At 42.9% G+C, this 26912-nt stretch carries 12 protein-coding genes; all 12 read right to left on the bottom strand.

Going from position 1 to position 26912, the window contains the following annotated elements; translation table 11 throughout:
* Nucleotides 1-23 precede the first annotated feature (23 nt).
* Entirely contained in the window at nucleotides 24-1292 is a 1269-nt protein-coding gene (locus tag PHW01_03615) for a pitrilysin family protein (protein MDD5627065.1), read from the bottom strand.
* Nucleotides 1293-1446: 154 nt separating this feature from the next.
* On the bottom strand, nucleotides 1447-2385 hold the full coding sequence (locus PHW01_03610) for an NGG1p interacting factor NIF3 (protein ID MDD5627064.1): 939 nt from the start codon (nucleotides 2383-2385) through the stop codon (nucleotides 1447-1449).
* 260 nt (nucleotides 2386-2645) lie between these two features.
* On the bottom strand, nucleotides 2646-3926 hold the full coding sequence (locus PHW01_03605; GenBank protein ID MDD5627063.1) for a glycine--tRNA ligase: 1281 nt from the start codon (nucleotides 3924-3926) through the stop codon (nucleotides 2646-2648).
* A 90-nt stretch (nucleotides 3927-4016) separates the two neighbouring features.
* The gene (locus PHW01_03600) at nucleotides 4017-5915 is read right to left on the bottom strand and encodes a hypothetical protein (GenBank protein MDD5627062.1); all 1899 of its coding nucleotides are present in this window, start codon (nucleotides 5913-5915) and stop codon (nucleotides 4017-4019) included.
* 75 nt (nucleotides 5916-5990) lie between these two features.
* Nucleotides 5991-6788 carry a DNA repair protein RecO gene (gene recO, locus PHW01_03595; GenBank protein MDD5627061.1) on the bottom strand — a complete coding sequence of 266 codons (798 nt, stop codon included), beginning with the start codon at nucleotides 6786-6788 and terminating at the stop codon, nucleotides 5991-5993.
* A gap of 158 nt (nucleotides 6789-6946) precedes the next feature.
* The gene (gene ileS, locus PHW01_03590) at nucleotides 6947-10399 is read right to left on the bottom strand and encodes an isoleucine--tRNA ligase (GenBank protein MDD5627060.1); all 3453 of its coding nucleotides are present in this window, start codon (nucleotides 10397-10399) and stop codon (nucleotides 6947-6949) included.
* 108 nt (nucleotides 10400-10507) lie between these two features.
* Nucleotides 10508-10885 carry a four helix bundle protein gene (locus PHW01_03585; GenBank protein ID MDD5627059.1) on the bottom strand — a complete coding sequence of 126 codons (378 nt, stop codon included), beginning with the start codon at nucleotides 10883-10885 and terminating at the stop codon, nucleotides 10508-10510.
* Nucleotides 10886-11028: 143 nt separating this feature from the next.
* Nucleotides 11029-15132: a LamG domain-containing protein gene (locus PHW01_03580; GenBank protein MDD5627058.1), complete on the bottom strand. Its 4104-nt coding sequence runs from the start codon at nucleotides 15130-15132 to the stop codon at nucleotides 11029-11031.
* Nucleotides 15133-15280: 148 nt separating this feature from the next.
* Nucleotides 15281-15673, bottom strand: coding sequence for a four helix bundle protein (locus PHW01_03575; protein MDD5627057.1), 393 nt, complete (start codon nucleotides 15671-15673; stop codon nucleotides 15281-15283).
* A 3-nt stretch (nucleotides 15674-15676) separates the two neighbouring features.
* Nucleotides 15677-20995, bottom strand: a complete 5319-nt coding sequence (locus PHW01_03570) for a LamG domain-containing protein (GenBank protein ID MDD5627056.1) — start codon at nucleotides 20993-20995, stop codon at nucleotides 15677-15679.
* Nucleotides 20996-21044: 49 nt separating this feature from the next.
* Nucleotides 21045-21227, bottom strand: coding sequence for a hypothetical protein (locus PHW01_03565; GenBank protein ID MDD5627055.1), 183 nt, complete (start codon nucleotides 21225-21227; stop codon nucleotides 21045-21047).
* A gap of 64 nt (nucleotides 21228-21291) precedes the next feature.
* Nucleotides 21292-26912: hypothetical protein (locus tag PHW01_03560; protein MDD5627054.1), on the bottom strand; the 5621-nt coding region annotated here is incomplete at its 5' end.

The raw sequence follows: 26912 nt of genomic DNA, 5'->3' as shown, positions 1-26912 counted from the left end.
TGAAAATTAGAAATTGAAAATTTTCATAAATTCAGAACCTGCTTTAATCCCTCCTTTTCCTTCTGCGGTCCAATTACTGCCAGATTCAGTTTATTATTTCTAAAGATATCATTCGCCACCCTTTGCGCGTCTACGCTGCTCACGGCATCAATTTTCTGAAAAATTTGCTCTTCGGTCAACATTTCTCCTCGGACCACCTCTTGCCCTGCCAGCCAGAAGGCGTATTCATCAGAAGTTTCTAAATCCAAGGTCAATTTGCCCTTCAGGTATTCTTTCGCCTTATTCAGCTCTTTCTCTTGAACCTTCTGTTCTCTTGCCTTCCTAAGTTCACTCAAAACCACTTTTACTGCCTCCTCTGTGTTATTATTATCCACGCCTGCCTGCGTAACAAGATAACCGTGATCGGTATAGCTTTCAAAGTTGGTATGGACATAATAAGCAAGACCTCTTCTTTCCCGAACTGCGATAAATAAACGAGAACTCATTCCTCCCCCCAAAACCGCGGTTAAAACTTCCAGAGGATAATAATCGGGATGATGGACAGAATAACCCCGCACGCCAAGGCAAAAATGACTCTGGTCGGTTTTTTTGGTTTGGAGCAAAATTCGGGGCTCGTTCTGTTTTTCCAGAACTTTTACTTTCCGCGGTTTGGGAGCAACGCGCGTAGAACCAAAAAAATTATTTGCCTCTGTTAAAGCTTTTTGTGAATCAATATCGCCAGCAACGATAATAATGGTGTTAGCCGCGACATAACTTTTCTTCAAATAATTCACCAAATCCTCCCTGGAAAAACCTTGAACATTCTCCTTGGTGCCGATAGTGAGCCAGCCCGCGGGTTGATCGCCATAAAGCAACTGCTCCCACAAATAACCCACATAATGCATCGGTATGTCTTGATACATATTAATCTCTTCGCAAATCACGTTCTTTTCCAGAGATAACTCCTGTTCTGCCAGTTTAGAATTCAAAAACATATCAGAGATCAAATCAAAGAGCAAACGCGCGTGGCGCGAAGCCGCTTTGGCATAGTAACCGGTAAACTCTTCAGAAGTAAAAGCATTGTGTTCCCCGCCAATCTTGTCAATTTCCGAAGCGAGTATCTGTGTATTAGGCCGCCTCTGCGTGCCCTTAAAAAACATATGCTCTAAAACATGGGAAATTCCATTGTTTTTTTTCGTCTCATATTTGGAACCAGTTTCCACGACCACCAAAACCGTCACTGTCTTTGTGTTTTGCATTGGAACAGTCACAACGCGCAAGCCATTTTTTAAAATATTTTTTGAGAACATCATTTTAAATTTCTAATTGCTCTAATTATTCTAATTGACCTAAATAAATCAGGAATAAACAAATCCTAATTAGCCAATTCTGTTATTCATTTATTCATTGGTACTTAGACATTGGTCATTTCTTAGAATAATTAGGTTAATTAGAATAATTTTAATTTCATTTCCTAATCAACCCTGAACAAGGAATGATTTTAATCCCTTTCTTTTCCAGCTCATCCAAAAACACATTCATCCCAATGGAATCCGAGGCAATGTGGCCGGCGATAATCACATTGATATGATATTTTTCAGCTTCTTTGCGGTGAGGTTCGGACATATGCATCCCAATAATCGTGCCAATGCCGGCATTTGCCATAAATTTATACATCTCTTTATTCCCTTCCGTGCCGCCTGTGAGTTCAGTTAAGGCAATCTTACCCGCCCTCCTTGCTCTTTTACCTGCAAAAAGCACTGGTCCCGCTCCCAATTTAGCTGCTTCCTTATATTCAGGAAAGGTGTATAGGAGATCCATAATATCTCCCACCACATCCAAAGTTTTTCCCTTCTGAACAATTTTCTTATTCACCTGCTGATAAACCATATTATCACAAGGAGTATGCACGCACATCAAAGGTAATTTCGCCAGTCTTGCTAAATCAACAATTCTCTGATGATTTACAGCCGCTATTCCGCGCGCTACTTCGCTCATTCTAACTTCCAAAAGGCTTTCCGCAATATTAATTGGAATCCCATAGGAGGCTAACAAATCCGCTTGTAATTCCATTACATTATCCAAGCCAGCCAAAGCGATTCCCAAAGGATGATGGGCAATCATTAAATCTACCCCCATTTTCTGCGCGAGCAACACTTCTCCCGAACCGATATCAACACCAGTCATTACTTTGCGAACTACTTTATCGCCATTACCGAAAAGGATTCGCGTGTCCGCGTAAGGATTTTTAATTCTCTCCCGATCAAAAACTTCACGCTTTACTCCTTTTAAACTTTGATATTTTTCCTTCTCCCTCCCTAAAATCTTACTAATTCTTGTCGCGGGTCTCGGGTCCGCTTCTATGCCCATTTTTAGGGCAAGAGCGTAAATTTGATTAATAGTCATAAATTAAACTTATTATTCTAGAGAATAAATGATTTATGATTAATGGTTGAAGATTTAAAAAAATTTAATGAAAAACTGAAAGTGAAAAATGAAAAATCACAATGAAAAATCTAAAAAGAATTTAAACCCCAGGTTCTTACCATCTAAAAGCAGTAAAAATTGATAAAAAAAGTATTCTTTAAAATTTTTTAATTTTAGATTATGGTTTTTCATTTTTCACTTTTCATTTTTAATCTTTACCATTCTGAAAAATAATTTTATCACTTAATCTTATCTTGAATATAATCCTCTAACTCTTTAATCTTCACTCTCTCCTGTTTCATACTATCTCTCTCCCGCACAGTAATCGCTTTGTCCTTCAAAGTCTCAAAATCAATGGTTACGCAAAAAGGCGTGCCAATTTCATCCTGCGAATAATAACGCTTGCCAATGTTGCCTCGCGAATCCCAAGCGGTCGAAAACTCCTCTTGAAGCAACGTGAAAATCTCTCTCGCCTTTTGAACTAACTCAGGTTTGTTTGCTAGAAGCGGGAAAACCGCGGCTTTATAGGGCGCAAGCGCCGGGGTTAATCGCAAAACGATACGGCCTTCATCTTCATGATAACCGTCGCACAAAATAGCCAAAATCGTCCTTTCAAGACCGAAACTCGGTTCAATAACATGCGGTATCATATCTTCGTAAGATAATTTATGTGCCCTCAAGTCAAAATCGGTGCGGTAAGCCAAGCCATAAAGCTCTTTTTGGCCAAAAGGATATTTGTATTCAAAATCAATGGTTTTTTTGGAATAGTGCGACAACTCGCTTTTTTCATGCTCTCGGACCGCGAAATTTTCTTTTTTAATGCCGATGTCCAAAACCCAATGTTGCATCTGCTCTTGCCAATAATCAAAATATTTTCGCCAGTCCTCTTCCCTGATAAAATATTCTATTTCCATCTGTTCAAATTCCAAAACCCTAAAAATAAAATTGCCCGGAGTTATCTCGTTTCTGAAGGCTTTGCCTATCTGGGCAATGCCAAAAGGCAGTTTTAATCGCGTCGTTATTTGCACATTCTCAAAATTAACAAACGTTCCCTGGGCGGTTTCAGGCCGAAGATAAACCGTGGAATTAGCGTCCTCCACCGGACCCACGAAGGTTTTAAACATTAAATTAAACTTTCTCGCCTCGGCAAATTCATGTTTTCCCCCCTTGGAACATTCCCAAAATTTATCAGCTTGAGAATCTGATGGTATCTGGTCTTCCCTAAACCTCTGATGGCATTTCTTGCACTCAACCAATGGGTCGGTAAAATTTTTCAAATGGCCTGATACCTGCCAAACCTTCGGGTTCATTAAAATCGCCGAACTAATGCCGACAACATCCTCTCGGTCCTGAACAAACCGTTTCCACCAAAACCGCTTGATATTATTGGCTAATTCAACGCCTAAGGGACCATAGTCCCAAGTATTTGCCAAGCCGCCATAAATTTCTGAAGACTGAAAAATAAATCCCCTTCTCTTAGCTAACGAGACAATTTTATCTATTTTATCCATATTTTTTATTATCGTAACACAAAAAACTTAGAAAGTAAATTTTTTATTTTGTATTTCTTGTCTCTTATTCATTTTTAGTTTTTCATTTTTCATTTTTATTTACTTTTCCACCTTCCCCTTGCCTATCGCTCCCAGGTCATTTTTTAAATCCGTGTCCAAAGCCGGATAGGAGCCGTAGATTTCTTCCTCCGTAAATAAATCCCTGCCTGAAATATTTGTTTCCCCTGTTAAAGGTAAAATTTGCCCTACTTGAGCAGCATTAGGGGTTATAACGACTTCAAACCAAGCTTGCGCTCCCGATAAAACGCTGCCCGCATAGGCTTGAAGTCTCCCCAAGTCCCACAAGACCTCACGGGTTTCGGAATTATATTTAATATTATTGCCCAAAGAAGTAAAAGAGTCTTCGCCAAAACCCACGCCTTCAGGCAGAGTGGTTTGCAAACGGATATTCTCCGCGTCATTAGTGGTATTGGAAACTGTCCAATAAACACGATAAGTAGTGGATTCGCCGACTTTAGGCGGCAGGGGTCCGGATCCCGCTTTCTCATATTCCAAAGTATAATAACGCGCTTCTTCCGCTAAAGAAAATTCCGTATTGATTTTCGCCTCCAGATCATTGCTCTCAACATTAAAATTAAAACCTTCCAAATCGCCTACCTTATTACTTACGAAGGACGCTTTGCCTGTAAGCTTCAAATTGCGTTTATCTAAACTACTGTAAGGGAAAACTTGCAAAAGGCGCGCCGTGAATTTCACTTTACCCTTCCCACCAGGGGCTATCCTCTTTAAGGTGGATTCAGTCTGGTCGTCCCAGACAAAATTCCCTCCCGCGTCCCTGCGGCCATTTTCTACGGCAATGGAGTCTGGATCCAGTAAATCCGTATTCATTTTGTAAGTAATGCTCGTCCCCTCTAGGCTAACTTCGCCAACATTATAATAAGTAACGATGAATTCCAGCTCTTCACCCGGACGCAAAGTAGCTTTTTCCTCTTTATTCACGGTGGCAGTAATCTCTAAGCGAGGGTCTAAAACTATGACCGGACGCTCTTCTGAAGTTTGGCTGAAAAACTGTTGATATTGGTCTAAAATTCCCAAATTCGCGCGAAAAACCAAGCCTTGAGGGGAAACCTCGGGAATCTTGCCCTGAATGTCAATCCGACCGCGTTCTCCAGGCTCCAGAACGCGCAAATCCCAAATATTATTCTCGTGATCAGACCGTGGCTGACTGGCAGTAAAATTAAAACCAATAGGATAATTCACAATAATCCTTAAATTTTCCAAATTTTCAGCCGTCGCATTCCGGTATTTCACCGATATATTAAACTCTTTGCCCTTCCCCACGCGAGAGGGCACTTCCATAGAAAAATCCACTAAAGATTGCTTAATTTCAACTTCTATCTCCTTCTCCTTGGAAAAACGGGAGTTAAAATTCTCGGGTTGGTAAGAAATAATCGCCTTCAATGCCCGTTTTGCCCCTACTTCGCCCAAAATCGCCCCTTTGAGTTTCACCGCGGCCTTGTTTCCTTTCGCGATTGAGCCTAAATTCCAAGTCAACGCTCGTGATTCGCCTTGAACCTTTTTAACCACATTTGCCTCCTGCAATTCTTCCCGCTCCTCGGGTGAGGGAAGAGCATCCACAAAATTAAAACCTGCAGGAAAATATATCGTAAGCTTTGCGTTTTCTAGGTTCTCCCCCTCTTCATTGGCATATTCTACCAAATAATCATAGGTAGACCCCGAAATCACTTCGCGAGGAGCAATAATATCAAGCTTTACGGCTTGACCCGTGAAACTAGCTTTATGCTTCAAAAGCAGAAAATAACCTGCCACGCAACCCGCCCCTAAAACAAGAATAAAAGCAGTCAAAAATAACCAAAATCTTTTTTTGGAAATCTTTTGCTTCGGCATTTTCAATTGGGAGACGTAAGCAAGATTAATCATTAAAATTGTGCCAGTAAAGGAGCGCGATTTATCGCGCTCTCGGGTTTGATAAATCAAACCCCTGCATTATAAAAATCACAATTATACCATGGATTAGACCCCGTTCTTTCAGAATAATCATACCCCGGCAATCTAATGGACCGGCGTTCGGGTCTTCCCATAATCTTGATATTTTTTCAAAAAATGCCATGATTTTATTCGCGGGGCTAAACTCGCGCTTAAAAAATACGCCAACACTAAACCTGCTTGCTCCAAATCTCCCGTAGGAGCGGACCAGCGTGTCCGCCCGATTCCTGCGGGTTGGCGCACATATCGCCCCCCGCAAGACAATAAAATCTCCACGACTTCCTCGCGAACAGGATCGGAAAGCCCTGCTCGCGACGCGCAATTTGCGCAATACAATCCCCCCTCGCCTAAAGACAAAATTTTCGCATCCGAAAGAGATAAGCCGCACCCCGCGCAATGATAAAGCCGCGGCATTACCCCCAAATATTCCAACATCCGCCATTCATCTAAAATCAAAGCCCATAAATAATCCTTTTTACCCGCGAATTTATCCAGATTTAAAAATAAATCACGAAAAAGAGCGTAAAGCCTCCTATCCGTCCCTCTTTCTTCCGTAAACTTATCAATAAATTCGGCTGAAAAATGGGCAAAGGATACTTTCTTGAAGTCAGTTTTTAAACCTAAAAAATTATTTAAAGCATGCGCTCCAATCACCACATCTAAATTTCTGCCGCGGACGAGCTCTAACTGCACCAAGTTAAAAAGCTCTAAAATCCCTGCCAACTTGCTTTTTCCGCGGCGAATTCCCCGCGCCAACACCTGAATTTTGCCTAAATCTTCAGTAAAAACCGTCAAAACACGGTCTGCTTCACCATATTTTATGCGTTTAATAATGATACCTCTGGTTTTGGAAGAATAAAACATTAGAGAATTGTTCTAATTATTCTAATTACTCTAACCCGCCTGCCGGTAGGCAGGTTATTCTAAATAATGACCAAATCTTGAACTACCCAATGATCAAATTTAATGATTGATTTTGTTTATTGGGATTTAGGCATTGGGATTTATTTAGATCAATTAGCTTAATTAGAACAATTAGAACAATTTCTTATACTAATCTGCACCTCTTTGCCTTCTATTTTCACTTTCTCTACCTCATCTATCCCACCCCAAATCTCTCCTAACCTTTCTGCCAAAGTTTCTTTTTGAATATAATCCTGCCATTCTTGAATTGCTTTTTGAATCTCTCCATCTTCACTGTATAAGGAAAGCTCAATCCGATCCGAAACCTCTAAACCCGCTTTCTTTCTCATTTCTTGAACCACCCGCACTAAATCGCGGACAATACCTTCCCGCTTCAATTCTGGGGTAATCTTTATATTCAAAGCCACTTTCAAATCCCCATCTTCAGCCACGAGCAAATCACCCGCTTCCTTGATTTCCGATACAACCTTTATCTCTTTAATATTCAATTCTTCTCTCATTAAATTTAAAAGTTTTGAGTTTTGAGTTATAACTTTTAACTTTTCACTTTTAACTTTTAACTTATCTAACGGCTGCCGAACCTTTATCTTTGCTTGCGCCCGTAAATTCAGCCCTAAAGTTACAATCTTACGCGTAATATCCATCTGCTCCAAAATACCTTGGTCAGTTCCTTCGGATGAAATCTTGGGAAATTTGGCTAAATGGACCGACTCCTTGCCCGTTAAATTACGATAAATATTTTCCGTTAGGAAAGGCATAAAAGGCGCCAACATTTCGCATAGTAAGACTAAAACAGAATGCAATGTATTGTATCCTTGGTTTTTATCTTGATCATTTTCACTTTTCCAAAATCTACGGCGCGACCGCCTGATATACCAGTTTGATAAATCATCAACAAATTGTTCAATTTCTTTCGCGGCTTTTAAGACATCATAACGATCGAGATACTGAACAATATTATTGTTCAATTCAGCTAAACGAGAAAGAATCCATTGATCAAGAATGTTTCCAGCAATGTCATTGCGAAGAGATTGCTTCGCTCCGCCTTTTTGGGCTCCGCTCGCAAAGACATTAGAAAGCTTGGGTTGATCAATACTCGCATAGGTTAAAAAGAAAGAATAACTATTCCATAAAGTCAAAATAAACCGCGAGACAATGTCGCGCAAGATCGCGGGGTCAAAATTCTTAGATTCCTGCGGCCGATTTACGGTGTAAAAAAACCAGCGGATAGAATCAGCGGAAAATTCGTCCAAAGCCTTGAAAGGCTCTACAATATTTCCCCTAGATTTGCTCATTTTTTGGCCATTTTTATCCAAAACGTGGCCTAAGGAAATTACATTTTTATAGGGCGCTCCAAAATCCAAAAGTGTGGAAATCGCGAGGAGCGTGTAAAACCAGCCCCTTGTTTGATCCACGGCTTCACAAATAAAATCGGCAGGAAATAATTTCGGAGGATTTCCCTCCCCCCTGACAAGGGGGATTAGGGGGGGTTTCGGCTCTCCCTTCACAACCTCTCCTGCCCTCCCCTTTAGAGGGGAGGAACTGTCAGTAAACGGCCAATGGTTTTGGCTGAATGGCATCGCCCCCGAATCAAACCAGCAATCCAAAACTTCCGGCACCCGCCGCATTTCTCCACCACACTTACATTTAAGAACAATCTCATCAATATATGGACGATGTAAATCCATTAGAATGTCGTCATTGCGAGGGAATCCCGAGCCTGTCGAGGGACGACCGCGGCAATCTCCATTTAGTAAAGACAATGTTCCGACATTTCTAGCTTCGGTTTTGCTTGCTGGCGATTGCTTCGCTCCGCTCGCAATGACGGAATAAAATTCTTCCCTACTCCCAATCACCTTCACCTCTCCGCATTTTTTGCAAATCCATATCGGCATCGGAGTGCCCCAGTACCTCTCCCTCGATACTGCCCACTCCTTTGCCTCGGCAATCCACTTGCCAAAACGGCCAGTTTTTAAATATTTCGGAATCCAGTTTATCTTCTCATTATTTTCCACTAATTTATCACGCAGCTTACTCATCGCGATAAACCAGCTTTTTTTCGCGTAGTAAAGCAAAGGTGTTTTGCACCGCCAGCAAAAGGGATAATCATGCTCGTATAATTCAGATTTATAAAGCAAATCCCTTTTTCGCAAATCCTCAACAATATCCTTCTCCGCGTCCTTAACAAATTTTCCTTCTATTTTATCTAAAAGTTGCGAAGCAACTTTAAATTTTGAAATTTGAGTTGTAGTTTTGAGATTTGAGTTTTGAGATTTGAGTTTAAATCTCCCCTGCAAATCCACCGTATGCATCATCGGCAAACCCAATTTTTCCCCTAACGCGTAATCATCCTCGCCATACATCACCGCTGTATGCACAATCCCCGTCCCCTCTTCCGTAGTCACAAAATCGGCTAAAACTGTATGGTAAGCTTTTTCTTTTTCTTCTTTCTTCGCCCCCCTGACAAGGGGGGTTGGGGGGGTTTCTTCGTTTCTATTTTCCACTCCCGAAAAAACCGGATACAAGGGCTCATATTCAATCCCTGCTAAATCCTTGCCTTTGAATTCTTGAATAATCTCATATTCCCCATCCAAAACTTCCAACCTCTTTTTAGCTAAAACTAAATATCCCTCTTTTTCCTTCAAAAGTTGCGAAGCAACTTTAATTTTTTCATTTTTGATTGTGGTTTTTAATTTTTCATTTTTAATTTTTAATTTAATTCCAGACTTCACTAAAACATAACCAATCTCCGCTCCCAGCGCCAGCGCCACATTCCCCGGCAATGTCCACGGCGTCGTCGTCCACGCTAAAAAATAGACATTCTTGCCTTCCCCCCTGACAAGGGGGGTTAGGGGGGTTTCTCCTATTTCTGAATTTTGATTTTTACTTTTGACTTTTAACTTTTGACTTTTAACTTTTAATTTAACATACACACTTGCCTCCTTTACCTTTTTATACCCCTGCGCTACTTCGTGCGAAGACAAGGCTGTTCCGCATCTTGGGCAATAAGGCACGACTTTGTGACCTTGATACAAAAGCCCTTTCTCCCAAATCTTCTTCAAAATAAACCAAACCGACTCAATGTATTCATTAGAGCAAGTAATATAAGGATGTTCCAAATCAACCCAATATCCCATTCGCTTGGTTAATTTTTCCCACTCTTCTTTATATTTCCAAACTGACGCCGCGCATTTTTTGTTGAATTTTTCTATGCCATATTTTTCAATGTCGCGTTTTCCCGAAAAACCTAAACTCTTCTCCACCTCCAATTCCACAGGCAGGCCGTGCGTATCCCAGCCCGCTTTGCGTTCCACCCTGTAACCTTGCATAGTCTTATAACGAGGAAATAAATCTTTAAACGCCCGCGCTTCAACGTGATGCACGCCGGGTTTACCATTCGCTGTTGGCGGTCCTTCATAAAACACAAAATCACCTTTGGATAAGGGTTTCTTTAAACTTTTTTCAAAAATTTTATTTTTCTCCCAATATTCCAAGATTTTTCTTTCCATCTCTGGAAAATTGGGCTTGGGAGGAGCCTTTTTAAAAAGCATTGTTTTCTTAGCCTAGTTTATTTTAGTTTAACAAAAAAAAAGAGCCTACACAAGACAAGGCTAAATTTTTGATTCTTAATTTTTAATTTTTAACTAATTCTTAACGTATTAATTTTTATTGTTTTGCATTGTGGAAATAATTTTGGAAAACATTTTGGCATAACCCTGAACTTCTTGCCACAATATCCTGCATTCGTCTTTTATATTTTCATCAGCTATTGCCAACATTCGAAGCCAGTGCATTGTTTCTTTGGCTTCTTTCTTGCAGATATGGATTTTGTTCTTAAAATCCTTTTTACTTGATGCTCCATTTGCCTCCATATAGTTGGCTCCTATTGAAGTGCCAGAGCGAATTAGCTGATTAATTAAAGGAAATGCAACAGGATTTTTACAAGCTTTTTTTACTAAAATAATAATCTTTTCGCCCAATTTTTCAAACTTTTCTTCCAAATCATAATTAACATTATTAATCTGCTTTTGCTCCATATCAATAATTCGTTAACTCAATAAAAATTAGTTAAAAATTACAAATCAAAAATTAAAAATTACTTTAAGGTAATCCTTCGTTCGAGCCGAGGCGGAAAGCAGCGCCTCCGTCAAAAGACCAATGAGCAATGGGTCTGCCCTGATTAATAGTGATAGCGGATTTCAGCGGGAGACAGAGCTCGGTTGTAGACGCGGACATCGTCAATAGTGCCGTTGAAGAAAGATGAATACCATCCCGCCTTGCCGATAAATAGATTTTGTGCAGTATCGTGAGTAATGGCAGCATTAGCACTTTGCCCAACCAGTACCCCGTTGACATACATTAAGTTAGGAGAACCATTTTGGAAGACAGCTACTAAATGATACCATTGCCCCAGCGACACAGCTTGAGTAGGTTGTGATGTGCCGTAACAAGTACTGGGCGTACATGTGGTAAAATAAAAATACCAGCTTGAACCAACTTTATTCAACGATAAAATATACCCCTTATAATTTCCGCCATATTTTGATATTATTTGGCTTGTATTCCATTCTGAATCCTGAAAAGCGCTAACTTTGACCCAAGTTTCTATGGAAAAAGCACTTGCGGGTTCTAAATTAGCGTTTCGTGTCACACCCACATAATCATCCGTGCCATCAAACTGCAGAGCTCCCCCGCCAATTTTGCCACCCTGAAACGGCTGAACGCCCTGTGCCCAAAGGGGACCACTGGTCAAAGTGCCGGTGTTCCCATTGCCCGATTTATCAGTCGCAGTCGTGCCAGTCATCTGATCCATATCCCAATACCCTACAAGACCTTTATTCACGCAGTCACCCGGGGAAGTGTCGCAGTCCGGCTGTTTCGCGCCAATATATAGCGCCTTACCGGCATTATAGTCGTTTTTGATTTGGTCAGCGGTGCGAGCGTAATTGTATATGCGGACATCGTCTATGAGACCATTGAACCAACCGTCCAAAACATACATACCGATTTTAGTGTATGTTGTTCCAGCAACAATTGCGTTGCTTTCAGTGCCTTGATTTTGTAAAACTCCATTATGATAAACTTTAATTTCATTGGTGTCGTCGTCAAAAGTGGCAACAATGTGGTACCAATTATTAGCCGTAAAACTCCCTGCTGATATATAATTAGCGCTTCCTCCAGCTTTATATGCGAATCCATAAAAGCCGTTGCTATAATTATAAAGACTCATTTCATTACCATCATTGAGGTATATTGAAAACATAAAATTACTAACCCCGCTATCAGAATTAAAATGGGGATAGAACCATAGTTCGTATGTTCTAGAACCGCGGAAAAGGTCTGGGTTTCCGTTTATGCTCACGTAATCATTACTCCCATCAAAATCCAACGCACTGCCAAACTCGCCGTTGACCCAGTCGGTTGCGGCGTCCATATTAGTCAGAGTGCCGGTATTGCTATTGCCGCTTTTATCATAAGCTGATAATCCCGAGCCTTCATCAAAGGACCAATGAGCAATCGGGTCACCCTGATTGTATTGATACCGTATTTCCGCGGCGGACAACGCTCGGTTGTAGACGCGGACATCGTCAATGAAGCCGTCAAAATATTCAGTAGTCATCCATCTTCCAATATTCCAATTAGTATTACCGGTAAAATAGCCCCCGGCAGTTCTGGAGTTAACAAACACGCCATCCTGATAGACACTCTGCGTAAAAGAACTGTCAAAAGTTACAACAATATGCGTCCAGCGGTTAGACATATCCGCCATAGTTACAGTCAAATCATCGCTATACAGCCCGAATAAAAATGAAGTGGATGATAGAAGACGCAGATGTATTGCCGTGCGCAGGCTGCCCACTGACCCTATTGAAAAAAATTGTCTCGTATTAAACTGATCTGCTTTAATCCAAGCTGAAATTGTAAATGGAGAATTCGCAATATTAACACCGCTTCCGCTCACATAATCATCGCTCCCATCAAACTGCAACGCTCCCCCGCCAGCCCTGCCGCCACTAAATGGTTTTATGCCGCCCGTCCAAACAGGACTGCTAGCAAATGTGCCTGTATTCCCATTCCCTGATTTATCCGTGGCAGTTGTGCCGTTCATCTGGTCCATATCCCAATAACCCACCAAGCCTTTGTTCACGCAATCCGCCGGAGAAGTGTCGCAGACAGGCTGTTTCGCACCAACATACATTGCCTTGCCTCCATTGTAATCGTTTTTGATTTGGTCAGCGGTGCGGGCATAGTTATATATGCGGACATCGTCATACATACCTTTTGTATACTCATCATTTCCCCCATATTCACTTACCCTCCCAATACGGAAAGGAAGATTAGTATCTGTAATCGTAGCAATATAATTTACAGTGTTTACTAAATTTCCATTTTTATATAATTTAATCTGTGTTCCATCAAATGTTCCAACCCAAAAAGCAAGTTCTCCGCTTGCAGGTTTAGTTGTTACAGCCATATTAGTACTTCCATTTATCCAAAATCCAAACACGTCATTGTTTGTAGCGAATTCATATCCTTTTTCAAAACTTGATCCTCCGCCTTTTCCTAAAACTCCTTGGTAATTTACTAATGTTTGGTCTGGCCTAAACCACATAGACACCGTGATTGCGTTTGAAGGGTCTAAGGATGCATTATCAACTATTTCCACATAATCATTGCTCCCGTCAAAGTCCAAAGCCGTGCCAAACTCGCCGTTGACCCAGTCGGTATTGTCCATATTAGTCAGAGTGCCGGTATTGCCATTACCCGAGGAGTCGTAAGCACTCGTCCCCGATCCTTCGTCCATTTTCCAATAAGCAACGGGGTCGCCTTGATTGTATTGATACCGTATTTCCGCGGCGGACAGAGCTCGGTTGTAGACGCGAACATCGTCAATAAGTCCGTTGAAATGATAAACGCCAGAATAAACCGCTCCAATTGATACATTTACATCGCTTGGCCAATTCCAAGAAACAGTGCCAGTTGCGTCTAAAACTCCATTAATATAAATTTTAGCGTCAGTTCCCGATAATGTGGCGGTAACAAAAGACCATTGATTTGGAGAAATTACTGTATTTGCATACAACGCGACACCACCTGCCTCATAAATAGCCAGCTTATATGGCGTTTCCAGCGCTCCACCCATAGTAAAGTTCAATCCTTCCGCCGCCCCGCCGCTTCTTCTACGAGAAATAATCCCGCTCCGATAAGAAGCCGAATAACCATAAGGCTTAATCCACGCCGATAATGTCACAGAAGTAAGGCCATTTAAGCTGCTTCCCTGCCCTGCATTCACATAATCATCCGTCCCATCAAACTGCAACGCTCCCCCGCCAGCCCTGCCGCCACTAAATGGTTTTATGCCGCCCGTCCAAACAGGACTGCTAGCAAATGTGCCTGTATTCCCATTCCCTGATTTATCCGTGGCAGTTGTGCCGTTCATCTGGTCCATATCCCAATAACCCACCAAGCCTTTGTTCACGCAATCCGCCGGAGAAGTGTCGCAGACAGGCTGTTTCGCACCAACATACATTGCCTTGCCTCCATTGTAATCGTTTTTGATTTGGTCAGCGGTGCGGGTGTGGTTGTATACGCGAGTATCATCAATAAGGCCATTGAAGTAATAATTAACACCGCTATTGTAATACGCATGACCTATTAACATAGGCGTAGCTCTATTCTGCAAGGCGCTAGCAATACTAGTATCCGTAGATACAACAACACCATTTTTGTAAAGTTTTGCTTTGTTTGTCGGGTCGTAAGTAACAACAAAATAATCCCAAGTGCCTTGAGTAACTGTTGACCCAAGGACTATTTCACCGCCGCCGCCAGTATTCCAATAAACAAAACTTAAGCTGGTACCATCAAGTTTAAAAGACCACTCCCAATTATAATCTCCATAACCTCCAGCCGCTCCCTTCCCCATTATGCCTTGACCGCCTGTTACAGAAGTAGGATTAACCCAAAAAGCAATAGAAAAACTATCTGCTATAGCCCAGCTGAAATCAGTATTAGTGTTAACATAATCATTGCTCCCGTCAAAGTCCAAAGCACTGCCAAACTCGCCGTTGACCCAGTCGGTATTGTCCATATTAGTCAGAGTGCCGGTATTGCCATTGCCCGAGGAGTCGTAGGCGCTCGTCCCCGACCCTTCGTCAAACTTCCACCACGCCACAGGCGCTGCGCCTTTATTGCTCGCCGCGCGGATAATAAAAATGCCGGAGGTAATGGTCCCGATGGCAATTGCGATAAAAATGATTTTTTTAAAAAAGGAAGTTTTTCTCATTAACTTTTTGTGTCGCGCTTTCGCACGACCTCCTTATGGCAATCCTTCTGTCTCGCCGAAGCCCACTCTCTAAAATTTTTAATTCTTAATTGTTGCAAATGAAAAACTGAAAATGAAAAATGAAAAACCACAATCTAAAATTAAAAAATCATTTCTTACCTTTTAAGGTAAGCAGGCTTGAGCCTAAAATATTGGCAATTTCTGTAAGCTCTTGCAGTAAAGATTCGGCTTGGCTTTTTTCTCCTTTGTTTAAATCACGGCATAATGCTAACCAAAACTTCGTTTCGTTGGCTGATTTTAAAGAATGGTGGAAAAAATTAGCAAAATCTTTTTTAGAGCTTGAAGCTTGGGCTTCAATATAGTTAGCGCCAATACTTGTGCCGCTTCGAAGCATTTGATTAGCAAAAACCTGCGAGCTTCTATCTTTTTGCAAGCTATCTACAAATTTTACTAAACGCAAAATAAAGTGGTAGATTCTGGCTTTAAATTCCTTTTTAAATTTTTCTTTGTCGTTTTTCATTTTTAGTTTTTCATTTTTCATTTCCTAAGGTAATCCCTCTGTTGGTCCCAACCGAACAGCTGAGTTCTCGTTATATAGCGTCTTAACTTGTAACGGAGTTAGAGCGTAGTTATATACGCGGACATCGTCGATGAGGCCGTTGAAGTATGTTACATTTGTTAGATATGTAAGACCACTAATACGAGAGAGAGTTAAGCTATTTGTGATAGTCTCTGTATCTACGAGAATACCATTTAAGTATGTTTTTGCTGTTTTATTATTGAAGGTTGTAATAATCTGATTCCATGCCCCTACAGGCACTATATCTGAAGTAGCGGCAAAAAATTCTCCGTTTGTATTTGTTTCACCTCTTATGCTATATGCTGTGCTTCCATTGCCTTGTAAAGCTAAATAACTGTAATTTACAGCAGTATTGCCTAATAAAAATCCAAGCTGATTATAATTTGATGAAAAATCTGCAGATGTTTTAAACCATGCTGCGATTGTTCCAGTATCTGCATCAACCGTATAAGATGGAATAGCCACATAATCATTACTCCCGTCAAAGTTCATAGCATAGCCGTATTTGCCAACGCGCTGGTAGTGGGTGTCCGCAGCATACAAACTTGCGTTTTCGTCAAGCCGCCACTCGCCCACCAAGTTAGCTTCCAAGCTCGCGCCCGCCGAGCGGTCGTTGTTATTATACAAAGCGGCAACTTGCGTGGCTGTTAAGGCGGTATTGTAGATGCGGACATTGTCAATGGAGCCGTTGAAATATTGACTGTACCATTGCGCTTTTCCGATAATCGTACTTGAGACTTCTGCCTCTATTGGAGAACAAGCATTGCCTTCCGTTTTGACCCCATTAACGTATATATTTGGCCTAACTCCATCATAAACTCCGACAACATGATACCAAGTATTAAGTGACAATGTTTGTGATGAATACATGCCACACATAGTAGTGTCACTTTGCCTTCCGACTTGAAAAAATACCTTAGAGTCAGAAGCAATTGAAAATTTATATCCTTTCCATAGCCCATTATAATCTCCCACAATCATATTATCTGCAGCGTGCGTTTGTGCAACTGGAATATTAACCCACGCTTCAACCGTAAAACTTCCTGCAAAATGCAAACTCGCTCCACTTCCAACGTTTACATAGTCATTCCCGTCAAAAGACAGGCAAGAGCCGTATTTGCAATTAGAGCCGTCTTTCCACGTGGCGCCAGTAATAGTGCCATTATTCATTGTTTCGCCCGAGCTTACGCCCGTGTTGGCTTTTCCCGAGCTGTCATAAACATTCAAAGCCGTGCCGGGCGAAGCAGAAACCCCAACAGAATCCATTGACCAGCTCCCAACTGGCGCTCCGCGATTGTAATCCCAGGCGATTTGCGCTGGAGTGCGGACGTAGTTGTATATGCGGACATCGTCAATGAGGCCATTGAAATAAGAATCCGGCACATTCCTTCTTCCTATATTAACTGGCACATTTGTATTACTGCAACCCGCATAAGTTCCCGATGTGTCATTACTTGTATCACTTCTTATTCCATCAATATAAACTTTAATACCGCTTACCACTTTACTCCCATCATATACTCCACAGATATAATGCCAAACATTAGTTGAAGGAAATGGAGCATATCTCCCTATATAAGGAGCGCCACCCGAACTCAACATCCAAAAACCTACTCCGCTTCCAGCAACATTGTATAATTCCCATTCGTATGAACTTCCTACTTTGCTAACAATAGTTGAATTTGCTGAAAAAGAATTAGCTTTTATCCAAGCGCAGACAGTTGCAGAAGTATCGGTCGGATAACCAGTCGTAAAACTTAAATTATCACTATCCGCCACATTCACATAATCATCCGTCCCGTCAAAGGACAGGCAGGAGCCAGAATGGCACGAGGCAGCGGATTTCCACACTGGACCGCCAGTATTTGCCCCGTCATTACCATTGCCAGAAGTATTACATACATCATTTACGCCCCCAGAACAAGTATTATCTTTTTTCTCGTCCATTTTCCAATGGGCAATGGGCGCAGCGCAAGAAGTAGCATCGCCCGGCACGCAGTAAGCTGACAAAGCCGAGTTGCTTGGAGTTATGCCATCTGCCTCGGTTCCCGAAGCGCCCAATTTTAACGAAGAGCCACGGTTAAATTCTTCCTTAATTTCCGCAGGGCTTAAATCAAATGGATAAAATTTAACTTCATCTATAAGCCCATTAAAATAACGCCCACTTCCATATTGAGTATAGCCAATATAAAACGACTTACCTGCGCCATAAGTTGCATTATCAGTGCCAGTACCCAAAGCTCGACCATTAATATACAACGTTCCTGTTGTCCCGTCTGTGGAACCGCATATATGCGCCCACGTATTAAGAGTTAAAGATCCCAAAGCACCCGTTCCGCCATTTCCTAATTGGAGCGCTACAGCTCCAGAACTATACACTAATAATCCGAACTGCTCAAAAGTATCCCCTGCCCTTTGTTTCGCAAGTATGCTCTGATAATTAGAAAAAGATGCTGGCCGTACCCAAGCACACACCGCAAAGGATTCTGTGTTAAATATTGCACTATCAGCTACAGTTAAATAATCGCCTCCGTCAAAAGACAATGCTTTGCCGAATTTGCCAGCAGTGGTCCATGTGGGGCAAGTAGCAGCCCCTGGGCAAGCGCCAGCCAAGTCCCCATTGTTTTTATTTATTGATTTGTCATAAGCAGTATCGCCTTGCCCCTCGTCAAAATTCCAATACCCAGCATAACTGCCCACGGGCGAACCAACCGCAGGGTGGTCGGCATTCATATCTTCTATAATTTGCTTTTGAGTGCGCGCGTAGTTGTAGATGCGCACGTCATCAATGGAGCCGTTGAAATAATACCCGTTGCCCCCCACCCCGATCTGAAACGGATTAGCTGAATCTCTTATGTTAGTCAATGCCGTATCTTTTGACGCAACCAACGTTCCGTCAAGATATAAATATAACCAATCGCCATCAAACATAGCAACATAATGGTGCCATTTGTTATCGCCAAAAGAAAAACTGTAACCAACGGTATCAAGTGTTCCCACGCTGTCTTTCATATAAACATTAACTGAATAAGTACCTGAAAAATACAAACTAAAATCGTAATCATTATTGATAAGGGTAGCACCTTTCACAAGTACATGCTTGTATAATTGATTGGAGCTTGTTTTAATCCATCCGGATATTGTCATGGCGTTTGTAGAGCTTAAGGCAGGCGAATCATTCACACTCACATAATCATCCGTGCCGTCAAACTGCAAACACGCTCCGCTGTGGCACGAGGCAGCGGATTTCCAAGCTGCGCCACTAATCGCCCCGTCATTACCATTGCCCGAAGTATCGCAAACATCATTTACGCCGCCAGAACAGGTGTTGTCTGCTTTCTCATCCATTTTCCAATGCGCCACTGGCGACGGACCTGTTTCATAATCCCGCCTTATCTGCTCCGCGCTCCGCGCTTTGTTGTAAATTTTGACGTCGTCAAGTTTACCGTTGAAAATATTACCAATAAGTCCACTTGAACTTGGTACAGTAAATGGTTTTATCTTACCTGTATCGCTATGCCAAAGAACACCATCTAAATATATTTTCATATCTCCTGTAGCAGCATTCTTCGTAAATGCCCAATAATGCCACTGATTGGTTATGGCAGGACTAGGATTAGCTTTAAAAATACGGTCATAACCTGCTCCATCTACGCCCGCATCCCAATATGTATTGCCATTGTTGTACAACAAGTGGATATTGATAATCCGCCCGTTAGCATCTTCAAACCAAATAGCATTATTCTGTGTCGCTGCGTCTACAAAAGCCCAGAAGGAAATTGTTATTTCATTTCCAGGTTGTATTGTTGAAGCAGGTACACTCACATAATCATCCGTCCCATCAAAATCCCCAGCTCTGCCGAATTTGGCAGTTGAAGTTGTGTTGGCTTTTGTCACTCCCCCGGCCGCCACGCCGTGGTTGCCAGCACCCGAAGAGTCAATAACCTCCCCAGCCGCCCCTGCCCAGCTCGCCTCATCCATTTTCCAATATCCAACCAAGCCATCAGCCGCATTTTGTTCTTCCTGGCTTGAGCCGACTTTCACACCAGCCCCTTTGCCACCAGCCGACTTATTATAATCCGCTTTAATCTGCGCCGCAGAACGGGCGTAGTTGTATATGCGGACATCGTCAATAATGCCATTTAAAACATTTATTCCTTCAGAAGCAGTTCCGCCTATCAAAAGATTTCTAGTATTGGTTATTGATACACCATCCAGAGAAGAAATTGACGTTGAGCCCTTAGATATGCCGTCAACGTATATTCCCAGATTTCCGCTCCTGTCATAGACAGTAGCCACATAATGCCATTCTCCTGTTGTAAGCGAGCCGTAAGTGGCAGTGAGTCCTAAAGTAGAGCTGCTTATGGCTGCTTTCAAAGTAGTGTTGTCCAAGAACAGCGAGTAGCCGCCTGTGTCAATTGCCGAAGATGTTGTCTTTGTATAGATGCCGCTACTGTCTGTCATTTCTCTTTGAGCTCCCCAGACATAGTAAGTTGCGCTTCCATTGACAAAAAATTGAAAACCTCTATTGGGCGATACTGGTGAAGTGAGTGTACAAGTATATCGTTTCCAATCTGTAGTTAAGCTGATATTGCAACCGGCAGTATCTTGCGTACCTAAACGGAATGATTCTCCACCTGCGGCACCCTTAGCCCAAATGCTTACGGTGTACTGAGTGCTAGCTGACGTGGAAAGTGTTTGTACCCTCCCAGAGATGTAGGTGCCACAGCCCGCCGAGTATGCGGTAACTATCTTCTCTGCTGTGTATGTCCCGTCAGGAGCCGCAAAATCTGTTGTATTAGTTGTCATAGTGCCAGCAGCGCAATAAGCGGCCCAAGCAGCATTATTAAACTCCTCGCTATATGTGACTTGGTTCTGCGCCCTCTTTGCCAGTATTGTGTTTATCTTTTCGTTTGTTATACCGCCAGCGTTTATTTTAACCCATGCTGATATAGAAAAATCATTGCTTCCCATTTCAAGTGAATCCGCATCGGTGGCGCTCACATAATCATCCGCCCCGTCAAAAGAGAGGCACTTCCCATTTTTGCAGCTCTCCTCGTTTTTCCAAGCAGGATCAGGAGTGGTATCGGTCGCGTTAGCGCCCAAAGTCGCATTATTGCTTCCCGCGGCGTCATAGGCGTATTGCCCTTGCCCTTCGTCAAACTTCCACCAGCCGACAGGCGCGGCGCCGCGGTTATTGACCGCGCGGATCGTTAAAACACTGCCGATGGCGACGCCAGCGGCGATGATGATGAATAAAATTGTTTTGAGAAAACGTTTCATGAAGAATTTTTGATTCTTAATTTTTAATTTTTAACTAATTCTTAACGTATTAATTTTTATTGTCTTGCATTGTGGAAATAATCTTGGAAAACATTTTGGCGTAATCCTGAACTTCTTGCCACAATATCCTGCATTCGTCTTTTATATTTTCATCAGCTATTGCCAACTCACCCAATTTTTCAAACTTTTCTTCCAAATCATAATTAACATTATTATTCTGCTTTTGCTCCATATCAATAATTCGTTAACTCAATAAAAATTAGTTAAAAATTACAAATCAAAAATTAAAAATTATTCTACTTCCTTTCCACAATCCACCAATTAAACTCAATATCCTCCGTGGCTCGATTTTCAACGGAAACTGTAAATCCGCGAGGCACTGTTTCGCCTGAATCCGCGTCGGTTTCTTCCTCCGCTCTTTTCGCAGAAATGAAAAGAACCTGACCTCCGGTTTTAGAGGTTGGCGTAATGTAAATTAAGGAGTTTTCCGTAACTTTATTATTTGCAATTCTGCTCTCGGTTTCGTTGGCAATGATTTTCCCCGTGCCCGTGGTCATCTCCAATTCCTTGTTTTCTTCAGCCGCAACGCTGTCGGACACCCCTAAAATCAATTTGCCTTGAAGCTCTAAATCGCCTTTGACCACCACTTTCGGTTCGGGAACAGTGTCAGAAGCTTCTCCGGGATTCAATTCCAGAATGCCAGTTTCCGAGAGAATCCTGCCCGAAACAAGCTTTAGCTCCCCTTTCACCTTTACATTCCCGTCCTTATCTACCGCGAAGTTCTCGCTGTTAATCTCTAAGCCTGTGGCAGCATCCAGAACAAGGTATTTGTTGGGGTCGCCGATTATTACTTTGTCCTCCACAATCTTTACAATCTGCTGTAAATTCTGTGTTTCTTCTTCTAATTCTTGAATTCTGGCAGTATTCGCTTGGTTGGATTCCATTACTGTTAAAATGGAGGCGCTTAAAGTGTTTAATTGGTTAGAGACATTCTCCAGATTACTCAAACTATCTACTAAGGTTTGGAGGGTACTTTGTAAAGATGCTAAATCCACTTGCTCGGAAGAAGCTCCCTCTACTATTTGTGCTGGCGCTGTGTCAGCATCATTTTCCGTAATTCGTGATTCGTAATTCGTAATTCGGGTCTCCAGATCTTGAATCCTTGATTCTTGATTATTGATTCTTGATTCTAGAGACAGAATTCCTGATTCCTGATTCCCTATCCCTAATTCCAAGCCAGTGAGACGAGAGGTAGAGTCCGAAGCCCCTAGACCCAAATCATTTTTCACAAGCTGTAAATCAGAATCCATTACCGATAGCTTCTGCTGCTGCTCTTTTAGCACCTCGTTTTGATAAAGGGAGATCCGTTCATATTTGATTGCGTCAGGTCTGCCTTGCTCGTCATATATTACAAGGTTGGAAAGGCCTAAAGCGTCAAATTCTTCGGCAATAAAGCCGACATCCCTCTTTCCTGTTGCTTTATCAATAAAGGAGGTAGGTCTTGCTTCTAGAATCTTGGTAAAGTCATCTTGCAGGGTCTGCACATCGTCTTTGTATCGCAAAGAAGAAGTGGAGCGATAGACACTGCCCGTGGTCGTATCAATAAACATATTGGCGGCGGAAGCGGAAGTGTCTATACTTTTAATCACGAATTTGGTGCCAGGGGCGGAGGTGCCGATGCCGATCGCACCCGTGGAGGTAATCACGAAGGCGGGCGTTGCCCCTCCTAAAGTGGCAGCGGCTTCAATCTTGAATTTGTCGCTATCGCTGTCATCAACTCCCATAGAGAATTTAGTGGTATTGACAAGTCTAAAGTCTAGAATAGGATCACCAGAAGCTTTATTTAAAGAAAGAAGATTGTCTGGCGTGCTCGTCCCGATGCCGACGTTTCCGCCATTATTCATATAGAGCTTAGAGGCACCGCTTTTTTGAATGTCCAAAATCGGACCCGTGCCAGTTTCATTTATCGTAACTAAAGTGCCTGATGTGCTGTCCGAGACCTCAAAAAGATCAGCCACAGTAACAGCGCCCAAATTAGCCGCGGACAAAGTAAGGTCGTAATTCCCGCTCGCGTCACTCGTCTGGACATACCCCGGTCCATTAAATTTAATATAGCCCGCTGAATTATCTGTCATTATCAAATCATATGCCAAAGAAACATCACCCGCGTTATTAAAGGAAGCTGGGACATTGAATTGGGCAGTGGTTTTATTGAAATCGTAAAGCGTGCTAGAACCTTCTATAAATTGGGCAAAGGTTTGAGTGCCGGTACCCGAAGCGGGCAATTCCAAATTAATGCCCGTAATATTATATGAGCTAGGCGTAACATTCGTGGAAAGGTCTAAATCTAAACCCGTTAAGCTGCCAGCAAGGGTTTTCGGGGATTCATAAGAAATTTGGCTAATAAGCCCTGAAGTTTGGGTAGCCGCCACATCCAACAAGGCATCCGGAACTGTATCGCCGATGCCGATGTTGCCGTTGTTTTTTATAAACATTCTACTAGTAAGGGTAGTAGAACCAGCCGGAGCGGTTAAAAAATCAACTGAACTTCCACTGTCATTATAGTTAAGAACTCGCATCACAAAACCCGCCCGGGTTGCATAGTCCTTGGTTACAGATGTATCAGTCCAAGTTGCCACATGAGCGTTGCTGCTTAAATTGAAACCTAGCGCATCACCCGCGGCAGCAACTTCAAAACCTGTCCCGACCGCCCCTTGATTAGTCGTGTTTGTCAACCTTAACAAGCTAATATTGTTTAAAACACTTGCATGACCATTATTATTTTTTATATCCAACACTGCGGCTGGACTCGTCGTCCCGATGCCGACGTTGCCAGTTGACAAAGTCGTCCCATCGCCAAGCCCTGTGGCGTAAACAAGATTACCAATGTTTAAAGTATTGGCCGAAGTGGCTGTCGGAGCGTCTATATTATATCCAATGACTATGTTTTTAGCCCCAGTGGTTAAATTATCCCCTGCTCCATACCCTACCAATATGTTATTATCCCCGCCTGTCAGTAATGCCTTGCCTGCTTCATAACCCAATAACACCGAGTTGCTGATGTTTGAGCTGTTTGAAACCCCAAACCCTGCACGGTATCCCATAGCAACATTGTTAGAGCCAGTGGTGTTATAGATGAGGGCGGAACGACCTACTGCGGAATTAAAGCTGCCAGTGGTGTTGTAATTGAGAGCCCGATACCCCACGGCGCTGTTTTCGCTTCCGGTGGTGTTGGCGTTGAGAGCATACATGCCCACGGCACTGTTGATCTCTCCAGTGGTATTAAACTGGAGGGCATAAGTACCAATTGCGGAGTTATAGCTACCAGTGGTGTTGTAACCGAGGGTATAATAGCCCATGGCTGTGTTATAATTTCCAGCGGTGTTGTCGCGGAGAGCAAACGTGCCCATAGCGCTGTTGAATGTTCCAATGGTATTGGATCTGAAAGCATACGCGCCCAAAGCGCTGTTGGCTGATCCACCGACATTGAATATTCCTGAATTCAATCCCAAGAATATATTTGTTGACGTCGTTCTCAATTCATTTTGGATGGTGCCCGCGCTGTCGCGGTTAGTGGTATTTGCCACAGAAGCGGAAACTTCTTTGACCACTACATTATCCACTGTTCCGGCAAAGGTGGCATCGGCGATAAAAGTGAGATCGCCTGTGCCAGTGGAGTAAACATATATATTTCCACTTCCTGAAGCGGAAGTATATGAGGTGGAATGGGTAACTCCGCCAATGCTTACTGTAAGGGTTCCCGCGGTTCTGGTGTAGTCAAAGGTGATGTGATACATCTTACTGGCAGCTTCACCTAGATTTTGGGAGAGATTGCTGGCAGTGCCTGCTACCTTGGTGGCTATTCCTCCTGCTATAGTCCAGCCAGTGCCTTTATCCCAGTTAGCATCTGAACCAAAAGTGCCATTGGTGACTAAGTCTACTCCTTCAGTGGCTAAAGTTCCGCCTTTTATGTCTAGGGCGGAGGCTGGCGCGGTTGTCCCGATGCCAATATAGCCCGTGGCTTTATCCAAATAGAGGTCATCCGTAAAGAAGGCGATGTCCGCGTTGGTCGTGGCATCGGTGGAGAAATTAAAGAGATCGCTGGTAGTGTTGTAACTGATGGTGCCTTCATCTGTCAATGAAGTGCCAAGATGTAGAGTCTCTGCGCCAAGATAAAGGTCGCGCCATCTGTAAGCGCTGGAGCCTAAATCATAGGTATCATTAGCAGAAGGAATAAGATGGCCAGTAAGGGTCATATTACCGGCTACAGTGACAGCGCTGTCAAACCAAGCTGCTCCGTCCACCTCTAGGTCTCCTTCGATGTAGAGGTCATCGTCAGAAGCAAGGAAATGGGACATATTGGTCGTGGTGTCGCCGATGGCGTTGTAAGACTGGCCGAGCGCTCCGCCGATGGCAAGGGTTCTGGTATCGGCAAAGAGGACATTACCGCCGGTGGGGTTGAGGGTTAAATTGCCGGAAGAACCTGTGGAAAGGTCGGTGTAATAGGTATCATTGTAAGAGAGGCGGAGTTTATTGGAAGAGCCATAGACTTCTAGGAGGGTGTCGGGTGTGCTTGTCCCGATGCCGACATTTCCATCTCGCTTGACAAATAAACTATTATTTATATTCTTAGCTCCCTGCACAAAAGCATATTCTCTTACTTGGTCAGACGGCGGAGTGGCGGTCCAGGAGATACTGCCGTTGTCTGTGGTTAATAAATTTGGTTCTGTACTATCCGCAAATTCTTGAATAAAAACATCGGTATTACTGCTAGATGGGTTTATCTTCAACCATAGCTCAGTATACGGGCTGCTAAAGCTATCGTCATTAGCTTCAATAATGCTAACAAGCGCGCTTGCTTCATTGGTTAATCCTCCCATTGATATTTCAACTTGAGGCCCATTGCCAGAATTTGCTGAACCATAAGTGCCATATGAATAGCCAGAATACTGGGGAATATGTATCCTTACTTCAGCAGAATAATCAGAAACATTCGCGCTTCGGATTATAAAATGAAGAGTTCTGGCTGCATCTGCTGTGGCATTTGAATATATTAATGCATAATACGGACCAGATGTGCCTGTGTTGGCGTTTCCCCATATTTGTCGTTCAGTTGCATAGACCCGAGGGGAAGTAGCTGATGTGCCAAAATGAATGTTGCCGGCAACTTGTAATCTTTGGTCAGGTCCCGTTGTCCCGATGCCAATATAGCCCGTGGCTTTATCCAAATAGAGGTCATCCGTAAAGAAGGCGATGTCCGCGTTGGTCGTGGCATCGGTGGAGAAATTAAAGAGATCGCTGGTAGTGTTGTAACTGATGGTGCCTTCATCTGTCAATGAAGTGCCAAGATGTAGAGTCTCTGCGCCAAGATAAAGGTCGCGCCATCTGTAAGCGCTGGAGCCTAAATCATAGGTATCATTAGCAGAAGGAATAAGATGGCCAGTAAGGGTCATATTACCGGCTACAGTGACAGCGCTGTCAAACCAAGCTGCTCCGTCCACCTCTAGGTCTCCTTCGATGTAGAGGTCATCGTCAGAAGCAAGGAAATGGGACATATTGGTCGTGGTGTCGCCGATGGCGTTGTAAGACTGGCCGAGCGCTCCGCCGATGGCAAGGGTTCTGGTATCGGCAAAGAGGACATTACCGCCGGTGGGGTTGAGGGTTAAATTGCCCGCTGAAGTGGAGATGGTTTGCGCTCCGACAAATTCCAGATCATCATCAATGCCGATTTTTGTATCCGTGTTAGAGTAAAGAATGGGATAAGCTCCGTCCAGATTGAAATAAAGGTCAGTGTTGTCAGCGCCCGAAGCCCCGACTAAAGCAATTAAATCATCAGTTTCATTGGCAATATATTCTCCATTCTCAAAGGTAATCCTGCCGCCCAAGGTAAAATCGCCGCTATCCGACAGTTGGTAGC

It is taken from the genome of Patescibacteria group bacterium, from assembly GCA_028717685.1.
In the GTDB taxonomy this organism is placed as follows: Bacteria; Patescibacteriota; JAQUNI01; order JAQUNI01; family JAQUNI01; genus JAQUNI01.
The sequence above is the reverse complement of the archived record's forward strand: the minus strand, read 5'-3'. Positions and strand labels throughout refer to the sequence as shown.